The sequence below is a fragment of the Flavobacterium sp. genome, from assembly GCF_043756175.1.
Lineage (GTDB): Bacteria > Bacteroidota > Bacteroidia > Flavobacteriales > Flavobacteriaceae > Flavobacterium.
The window spans coordinates 1-8138 of record NZ_JAYURN010000152.1; the positions used below are offsets into that span (position 1 = coordinate 1).

At 34.4% G+C, this 8138-nt stretch carries 3 protein-coding genes; all 3 read right to left on the bottom strand.

The annotated features are described in order from the left end of the window. The coding region (locus ACH2BP_RS12055) for a CheR family methyltransferase (protein ID WP_395060230.1) at nucleotides 1-2895 on the bottom strand (2895 nt) is incomplete at its 3' end. A 178-nt stretch (nucleotides 2896-3073) separates the two neighbouring features. Continuing rightward, the gene (locus tag ACH2BP_RS12060; RefSeq protein ID WP_395060232.1) at nucleotides 3074-5497 is read right to left on the bottom strand and encodes a response regulator; all 2424 of its coding nucleotides are present in this window, start codon (nucleotides 5495-5497) and stop codon (nucleotides 3074-3076) included. 67 nt (nucleotides 5498-5564) lie between these two features. Further along, on the bottom strand, nucleotides 5565-8138 hold a 2574-nt coding region (locus ACH2BP_RS12065), incomplete at its 5' end, for a DUF705 domain-containing protein (RefSeq protein ID WP_395060234.1).

The following is an 8138-nucleotide window of genomic DNA, read 5'->3' on the forward strand; positions in this document are numbered from 1 at the left end:
ATCATCTTTGTAAACCGAACCATTGAATAATACATCAGTAAGTTTTCCATTTTTATTGCGAAGTGTTAGCGGAGAATCAGTTACTGAACCTTTTGAAAATACTTGTTGATAAACTTCACGAGCTTTTTGCGGTTCGGTGAAATGATCAAAGAAGTTTGAGTCTTTCAATTTAGCGCGTGACAACCCTGTTATCTTTACAGTTGCCTGATTCATGTCAGTAATCTTACCTTCTGTATTGATGGTTACTAACGGATCACGGCTGGCTTCGATGAGACTTAAAGAATATTTTTCTTTTAGATAATAGCGAGAACGATCCGTTATATCTTCAAAAGCGAGAAGAATTAGCTGTTCGCTATTCGTTTTCTGAACTATAAGATGGGCATTTAGCAGCATTATTTTTTCGCCGATTCCTGAAAAAGTATGCGTTACTTCAAAATTTTCGAAACCATTATTTTTTGAAATAACATCGTTAAGCATTAAACGTAATTTTTGAATATTCCACTGCTTATTCCCCAAATCAAATAATAGTTTTCCTTCTGTTGATGCTTTATCTACGAGAAACTTTTTATAAAAAGATTTATTTGCCGATGTAACAATAAAATTTTTATTCAGAATAAGCATTGGCTCATGAATGGTAGCAATAATAGCCTCCGAAAATTCATGCGATTCGATCAAAAGATCATGTCGCATCTGTAATTCCTGGTTCGTAATGATAAGCTCTTCATTAGTAGCTTCAATTTCCTCTTTTGAGGTTTCAAGCTCTTCATTTAACGTTTGAAATTCTTCATTTGACGAAACAATCTCTTCATTAGCTGCTTGTAATTCTTCATAAATCGTTTCCTGTGAGTCAATGATAGAAACCATTTCTGAGCGTGTTTTATTTAATTCCTCAGTGAGTTTTTTTATTTTTAAATCTTTTAGAGACGAATTTTCTGTACCATCAGAATCATTTTTATTATGTTTTGCAACAGCCTCTTGCGGTTTGAAAACGATTAGTAATAGAGGTTCATCCCATTCAAATTTTAGTGGTCTGACTTCAAAAGACATCATTCGTAAAACCGAATCAATTTTTATTTCTATTCCCGATTTGTGTACTGATTCCTTTGTTTCAATAGCTTTATTGATTGCATTGCGCAGTTCAAAAGCAAATTCAGGGCGCGCCATCTTCAAAATATTAAGACTTGCTTTACCGGATGAATGTTCGAGGTAAGTGCTAACAGGTCCCCTAAATTGCAAAATTTCCATGTCTTTGTTGACAACTGCGCATGCAGGCATATAATTTGCCAGAAGAACAGCATCGATAACATTCTCTATTCCTACAGGTGTTGAGCTTATATGTTTAGAGGAAGGAGCTACTTTTTTACTGGACATAATTATACGCGTAAAGCGGGGTGTTAATTCAAGTATTTTTCGCACTCCCATATTGTTTTTTCGGGAATAGATTTTATACTTATTATTCATTAATGTAAAAAGAGGTGATGATGTACCGGTACTTTCCGCTTTACCAAGCATTAGATATCCATTATCATTCAAAGCAAAATAAAGGGAAGAAAAGACCTTTTTTTGCGCCGCAGAATCAAAATAGATAAGAAGATTACAACAACTGACAAAGTCCATACGCGAAAATGGAGGATCCCGTAAAATATTATGTGGTGCAAATACACACATATCACGAAGTTCTTTGATAATGCGATAATTGTCGCCAATTTTTGTAAAATACTGATCTAAATATTTTTTTGAAATGTTCTTCAAGTCATTTTGTGAATATTCGCCAATACGGGCTTGTCGAATCGCATCCTCGCTGAGATCTGTGGCAAAAATTTGAACGGGTATACTATTGGTTTTATTCTGTAATTCGCTTATTATTATTGCGATAGAATAAGCCTCCTGACCTGTAGAACAAGCAGGAATCCATATTCGTAATGTTTCTTCTGCTTCCTTGCTTTTGAGAAGTTTGGGAAGAAGAGTCGTTTTTAAATATTGGAAAGTGTCTTTTTCTCTAAAAAAACTAGTCACATTAATCAGTAAATCTTTGTACAGGATCTCGATCTCGATATTGTTATGGAGTAAAAGTTTAGCGTATTCTTTAATGGTTTTTACGCCATATTGATGTATTCTATGGCTTATTCTTCTATTTATTGTGGGCATTTTATAGTGACTGAAATCTACTCCTGTTGTCTTAAGTAAAAGTTCAAAAATCGTATTTATATCGTAATTGTTATTTTCAAGAGTTAATTCTTTTTCCTTTACTTGTTTTTCAGGAATGCTATTTTTAGAAATTCCAATTTTACTGAGGCGAACTAATTCTTGGGCAATCTCCGACGGCGATAAAATATAATCGACTACTCCCGACGAAATAGCAGATTTAGGCATACTATCGGCTTGGGCCGTATCATCCTGTGCAAAGGTGATTCCTCCAGCATCTTTAATAGCTTTGAGCCCCATCATACCGTCACTGGCATAACCGGAAAGCACAACGCCAATTACATTTTCTTTATGTGTTTCAGCAAGTGAGGAAAACAGAAGATCAATGGTAAGATTAGGTATATTTTTTTTAATGCGGGGTAGCAAACGAATATGTCCGTTAATTACTTCAATTACTTTATTGGGAGGGATAACATAGACATTATTAGGTTCCATTTTTTCCATGTTATCAATTTCCTGCACTTTCATTTCTGTAATCTTAGATAAAATGGAAGTAAGTAAGCTTTTATGGTCGGGACTTAGGTGTTGGACATAGATGTATGCCATACCAGTATTAGCGGGTAATTTTTTTAGTAAAAGACTAAAAGCTTCTAGTCCTCCGGCTGATGCACCAATAGCAACCACGGTAAAGGATTTTTTTTCAATCTCTTTATTAGTTACTGATTTATCAGATTTAGGAATATATGCCATTATGTACTGTTTTTAAAAGATTTTTTTATTATTAGTGCCTTTTATCCAATTGTAATATCTAGAGTTTTTGAATTTTGAAAAGAAAGAAAACAATGTGTTAATTTTAACCCTTTTCAATTTTTTCCAAAAATCAATTTTAAGTGTTCTGGTAATCTTTTATAATTTAGTTAAAATATCTTTATTTACTTTTTATATTGGCAAATTCTTCTTCTAATTCTTCACAAGCCTGAGCACAAATAGCTTCAAGTTGACCAATTAAATCGATTAATTCAGTTGTGTTTTCTTCTTTATCAGCTAGTTCCTGAATTTTTTTAGCCATACTCTCAAAATTTGCACTGATACCCATTATCGCAAAAGAAGGAATCATTTTATGTGCCGCAGCGGCTAATAAAGTCCAGTTTTTGTCTTCTAAACTCCGTTTTAAGGTAGTAATTAAAGGAGGAGTATGAGTCAAATATAACGTTATCATTTCCATCATTAATGCAGGATTTGACTTGGTACGGTTGTTCAAATACGTCAAATCAACACATTTTGTTTTTTTACTTTGACTATTTTCAACGGGAATAAACTCTTCGGTTTTTTCGAGATTCGGTTTTTTTACTAAGCCCACGATCTTACTGTATAATATCTTTTCGTCGACTGGCTTCGAAATATAATCATCCATCCCGACTGCTTTGCATTTAGCTAAATCAATTGTTGTAACATCAGCAGTTAATGCAATGATGGGAATTTTAGATTTCAGAGTATTACGGATATAATCCGTGGCTTCAAAGCCATTCATTACTGGCATTTGCAAGTCCATCAGAATAATATCGTACGATTTTTTTTGAAGCATTTCGACTGCTATTTTTCCGTTGTCGGCAATATCCCTTTCAAATCCAAAATCATCCAGAAGGGTTTTCATCAGTAACTGGTTAAGTGCAATATCTTCCACTACCAATACTTTTATATTTTTAATTTCCGAATTTAATTGTGTTGCAACTGTTTGTGATTTTGCTTTCGCTTTTGTTTTTCGGAAAGGGAGTGTGAAACTGAATGTTGAACCTTGGTCAATTTTACTTTCTACTTGTATGTTGCCTCCTTGTGTTTCTACTAATTGTTTAACTATGGCTAATCCTAAACCAGTTCCTCCATACAATCTTGAGGTTCCATTGGTAGCCTGTTGAAAATTTTCAAAAACTGTGGGTATCTTTTCTGCAGCAATACCTATTCCCGTATCTGTAACTGCAAATCGGATAATGACTGTTTCATTATCTTCATGTACCAAGTCAACATTAACTGTAATCTCTCCTTTTGTGGTAAATTTTAAAGCATTACTGACTAAATTTAAAATAATTTGGTGCAAACGGACTGGATCTCCAACCAAAACCTCTGGAATTTTACTGTCGTAATGTTTTAATAATTGCAGGTTTTTTTCCTGAATTTTTGTTTCAAACAAATGAAGCATGGCCGATAATGATGTCGCTATTTTGAAAGGAGTTTGCTCAAAGGTCATTTTTCCTGAATCTACTTTTGCTAAGTCAAGTATGTCGTCAATTAGTACTATTAAGGCATCTCCAGATACTTTAATGGCATTAAAATATTCATTCTGTTTTTCCGTCAAGTGGGTTTTAATCAACACTTTTGTAAACCCGATAATCGCATTCATAGGGGTACGGATTTCGTGACTCATATTAGACAAAAATTGCTGTTTGGCTTTCATTGCGTCTTCTGCTTTACTTTTTGCTTCTTCCGCAATTAAGGTGGCTAACTCCGCAAATACCTTAGCTTCAATCAGTTCATTTTCAATCCTTTTTTGATCTGTAACATCCCGGGCAACAATTACAACTCCAATCACATTTCCTCTCTCATCTTTGTATACTGACCCGTTAAATAATACGTCTGTCAGCTTTCCATTTTTATGGCGAAGAATAAGCGGTGAGTCAGCAACAAATCCTTTTTTGAATACTTTCTGGTACACTTCACGGGCCTTTTGAGGCTCAGTGAAATAATCAAAAAAATCGGTTCCGATCAATTTTTCCCTTTGTATTCCTGTTACTTGCACCGATGCATTATTCATATCGGTTATTTTTCCTTCAGGACTAATAGCAAACAAAGGATCATGACTTGCTTCAATAAGACTTAGTGAATATTCAGATAGTAATTTTTGCGCAGTTAAATCAGTATTTAATTTTTTAAGCTGAGCAGCTTGAACTAATAGTTCTTGATTTTTCTTATATAAATCGACAAAAACCGCCACTTTTGCCTTTAATATTTCAGGGGAAAGCGGTTTAATCATATAATCAACGGCACCTGCTTGATAGCCTTTGAAAATTTGGACTGTATTGTCCATACTTGCCGTTAAAAAAATAATCGGAACATGTTTTAGGGGTTCGATTTGGCGAATTAGTTCTACAGTTTCAAATCCGTCCATCAACGGCATTTGGACATCTATTAATATGATGGCAAAATCTTGTTCGTGGAGAAGAATTTTTAAGGCATCATTACCAGAAGTTGCTTTTACGCATATATAATCCTCAGTAGAGAGAATTACTTCTAAGGCAAACAAATTTTCAGGTAGATCGTCTACCAATAAAATTTTAACAGGGCTATTTATTTTCATTTTCAATTGTAAAATAAAAGTTTAACTTAAGGAATAGGGGAGTTGCCAACTTTATCATGGCATTCCATTATTTACTTAACCATACGCGCATCAATGATAACAAACGTTCTACATCAATTGGCTTAGTAATGTAATCATTTGCACCAGCGTCTATACATTTTTGTTTATCATCTTTCATAGCTTTTGCGGTGAGGGCAATAACCGGTAAACTCCTGAATTTTATCTGGGCACGTATTCTTTTCATGGCTTCATAACCGTCCATTTCTGGCATCATTATATCCATTAGAACTAAATCAATATCAGGATTTTTTTCCAGCATATCTAATGCAGTTTTCCCATTTTCGGCTTTTATAACGTCCATCCCGCGTTCTTGAAGTATTTTGGATAATGCAAAAACATTTCGCATATCATCATCTACTAAAAGAATTTTTTTAGAATGGAATATAGCTTCTTTATCGTACAAATTATTTATGATTATTTGTTTCGATTTTGGTAAATTACTAATTGTACGATGCAGAAATAGTGCGGTTTCGTCCAGTAATCGTTCTTCTGATTTTATCCCTTTAATAATAATGCTTTCTGCATATTTTTGAAGCAGATTGTTTTCTTCTTTTGTTAGTTCTTTTCCGGTGTAAATAATAATAGGAGGCATGTTATGTCCTTTGATCTCTTCCAATTTATGGATGAGCTCAAAGCCACTTATGTCTGGTAAACCAATGTCCAAAATGATGCAATCGATATTATTTTGTTCATATAGTTCCAAAGCTTCTTTACCACTTCCTGCTTCAAAACATTTCACATCGCCATTACCAATGAGTATTTTCATTGCTTTTCTGGAATTTTCATTATCTTCAATAATCAGCAGGTTTTTAATTTTTCTGTTGACAAAATTCTCAATTCGGTTGAAAGCTTCTTCTAGTTCATTTTTAGCGATTGGTTTCATCAAGTACTCCACAGCACCTTCTCTAATTGGTTCGAGTGTGCGGTCATTTGCTGAAATGATATGTACTGGTATGTGTCTTATGGCGGGATTTGCTTTTAGTTCGTGTAATACTTGTCGCCCTTTGATGCCAGGCAAACCCATATCTAGAATAATGGCGTTTGGTTTGTATTTTGAAGTAAGTAATAGTCCATCTTCTCCTGTTGCTGCCGACAAGCATTTGAATCCTTTTTTGTGTGCTTGGTTTAAAAGTATAGCGGCAAAATTCCGATCATCCTCAATAATCAGTACTACTTTATCATCCTTACTTATCGTATCTCTATCATCTTTTATGGTGTCATAATTAAGATACATTGATTCCTTTATAACTTGAGGCGTATAGGAAACAGGTTGCACCGGAATGGGGTTGAAGGTCTCTTCTTGAGGATGAATTTGCAAAGGAATAATAAGCGAAAAAGTAGATCCATGGTTAGGTTTGCTTTTCAATTGAATTTCTGCTTCTAATAATTTTGCGAGTTCTCGAGAAATAGAAAGTCCTAGACCCGTTCCTCCATATTTTCTTGAAGTACCACCTTCGGCTTGTTGAAAAGCTTCAAAAATAGCCGTTTGTTTGTCTTCGGATATTCCAATGCCGGTATCGGTAATTGAAATGTTCAATGTAGTTGCCGTGTTTGGGTCAATAGATAAAGTTACACTTCCTTTTTCGGTGAATTTTATGGCATTTGATATAAGATTTTTTAATATCTGATTCAATCGTTGTAAATCAGTATGCATATATTCGGGTAAATCAGTATTCAATTTACATACTAGTTTTAATCCTTTCTGTTCTGCCTGATGTCTAAAATCACGAATTAAATCATCGGTGAAATTTTTTAACGATACTTTTTCAATGTTGATAGACATTTTACCTGCTTCAATTTTAGAGAGGTCCAGTACCTCATTTATTAAGACCAGTAAGTCATGTCCACTTTTATAAATTATTTCCGCACTTTCAACCTGTACTTCGTCCAGATTTTTCTTTCTGTTTTCTGATAGATCTTTTGACAGTATCAGCAAGCTGTTTAGCGGGGTTCTCAATTCATGTGACATATTTGCCAGGAATTCAGATTTATACTTGCTGCTTATCTCCAGTTGTTTTGTTTTTAATTCTATACTGTTTTTTGACGCTTCGACTTCTTTATTTTTTTCTTCCAATGACTGAGTCTGCTCTTCCAATTCTTCATTGGTCATTTGCAATTCCTCTTGTTGTTGTTTTAGATTCTGCGCTTGTTGTTCCAGTTCTTCATTCAGTTGTCTGAGTTCTTCCTGCTGCATTTGAAGTTCTTCTGCTTGAATCGAAAGCTCTTTGTTTGCAAAACTCAATTCTACCGCTCTTTTTTCTTTTTCCTCATTTTGATAGGCGAGTTCTTTGTTTGCGATTCCTAATTCGGCAGCTCTTTTTTCTTTTTCCTCATTTTGATAGGCAAGTTCTTCGTTTGCAATTCCTAATTCGGCAGCTCTTTTTTCTTTCTCATCATTTTGATAGGCAAGCTCCTTATTGGCAATTCCTAATTCGGCGGCTCTTTTTTCTTTTTCTTCAGCTTGAATAGAAAGTTCTTTGTTAGCATAACTTAACTCTGTCGCTCTTTTTTCTTTTTCCTCATTTTGATAGGCAAGTTCCTTATTTGCAATGACTAACTCTGCAGCTCTTTTTTCTTTCTC

What these genes read in the sequence shown, in the direction of transcription:
- ACH2BP_RS12060 (WP_395060232.1), bottom strand. Translation starts at nt 5,497, where the DNA reads ATGAAAATAAATAGCCCTGTTAAAATTTTATTGGTAGACGATCTACCT.